Origin of the sequence: Bergeriella denitrificans NBRC 102155 (assembly GCF_001592185.1) — a bacterium.
GTDB lineage: Bacteria > Pseudomonadota > Gammaproteobacteria > Burkholderiales > Neisseriaceae > Neisseria > Neisseria denitrificans.
In genome coordinates this window covers 1-1,584 of sequence record NZ_BCWL01000309.1, presented here as the reverse complement: position 1 = coordinate 1,584, position 1,584 = coordinate 1, and the positions used below count along the sequence as shown (strand labels likewise).

Genomic DNA, 1,584 nt, shown 5'->3' with positions numbered 1-1,584 from the left:
TGCCCGGATAATGGTGGATTCCGATAAAGGCAATACTTCGCCCGTTTCCTCGTCCACCCGCGCCGCTTCGATTTTGCCGTTGGCACGCAGCATGTCCACCGCCTGCCGCACCGCCATCAGCCGCTTGCCGTTGCGCCGCATGGCTTCCATCAGAGCCGCCGAAATCAGCCGGGCCTCATCAAGGCTCAATTCAGATTTACCCGCGTCGCTGCGCCGCTTGCGGCCCGGTTTCACGCTTACCGCTTCCAGCTTGCGGTAGAGCGTGGCCAAACTCATGCCCAGCTCCGCCGCCTGCCGCTTCAAATAGGCCGACTTGCCGCCGCGCCCCAGCGTGTCCGCATGGGCCGCCACCGCAGTAAGCCGCTCGTTTAGTGCGGGATTCATCTCAACCCTCCTGCTTCATCCACTCCGGCATATCGTCCGTCGGCGCCTCCTGCGGCAGCGCGAAAGACGAGCGCAGGTTTTCGCAATCCAAAATAATCTGATTCAATGTACCCACCATCGTCGCGCGGTGGTCGATACCGTGCGCCTCCGTATGCGCGGCCATCTGCTCGAACATCTCTTTCAGGCGGCTGACCTGCGAGCGGATACCCACTTCCAAACTCGTCAGCCGCATGGCAAGCTCGCTGCCCACATCCGCCGCGTCCGGCTCTTTCACGGTTTTTTTGCTTTTTTCCAGCTTCTCCGCCAGCTCGTCGATTTTGGCGGTTTTGGTTTTCATCACTTCGTCTTTGGCTGCAAGGTTTTCGCGGCTCTCGCGCAGGGCAATTCTTAATTCATTGCGGGTCATCCGGTCGATGTCATCCAAAGTGTGGCCGTTGATGTCCCCACCGTCTGCCAACTCGATTAATGAATCGTCATCTTCAACCAACAGTTCCAGTAATTTTGACTTGCCCAAATCCATTAATTTAGGTTGTACCGCTTTCATTTTCGGGTCGATAAAACGCAGCGTGGCATTCATCAGACGTTGTGCTTCGCGCTTGTGCAAACCAAATTCTTTTTCTGTAATTTCCGTAAAACGGCCATGCGGCGTATGCTCTTTAATGATGATAAGCGCGCGCCCCAGTTCAAACATTCCCTCCAGCGTCTGGCGCACCGCAAATCGACCGCGCTCAATCCAAACCGCCTCGTTGTAATTCTCGCCGTTAGCGAATTTCTCCATCACTGCCGCGCTGTGCATAGCTAAATCATTTACCGTTGCACCGACCGCATGACCTAATACTTGTGTTTCCATATCCGTTTGCTCCATTCAAAAGCGACGCCAGCGTCGCTTTTGGCTGTTTGTCTTATTTGAAATTAAAGTCGCCGGTACCTGTCCGGTATTCGATTTCCTTTAAACGCTCCGCCAGCCGCTCCTGTTGCCGTCTGAAACGCTCAGCGATTTGCAGGGTTTTTATACTGTATGCAAAATTCCCGTTATCCAGTTTAACCACCAATCCTTCGCTGATTAAATCGTCCAAATCGCGGCTGACCTTGTAGGCCGGAATACCGAGGCCGTCTGCAATTTCTTTATTGCTGATACCGATAATCGGGTGTGCTTCCAACGCTTTGAAGACTTTTAATATCCGGATATTTTTAACGTCT

At 53.7% G+C, this 1,584-nt stretch carries 2 protein-coding genes and 1 pseudogene; all 3 read right to left on the bottom strand.

Annotated features, from left to right (window positions below; genetic code table 11):
* Window positions 1–384, bottom strand: a pseudogene (locus BDE01S_RS10430) (transposase); the annotation flags it as partial.
* 1 nt (window position 385) lies between these two features.
* On the bottom strand, window positions 386–1,234 hold the full coding sequence (locus BDE01S_RS10425) for a hypothetical protein (protein ID WP_066081280.1): 849 nt from the start codon (window positions 1,232–1,234) through the stop codon (window positions 386–388).
* A gap of 52 nt (window positions 1,235–1,286) precedes the next feature.
* A complete protein-coding gene (locus BDE01S_RS11450; RefSeq protein ID WP_066081283.1) occupies window positions 1,287–1,571 on the bottom strand; it encodes an IclR family transcriptional regulator in 285 nt (94 codons plus the stop codon).
* Window positions 1,572–1,584 lie beyond the last annotated feature (13 nt).

Coding starts and splice junctions, on each gene's coding strand:
- BDE01S_RS10425 (WP_066081280.1), bottom strand. CDS start 1,234: ATGGAAACACAAGTATTAGGTCATGCGGTCGGTGCAACGGTAAATGAT.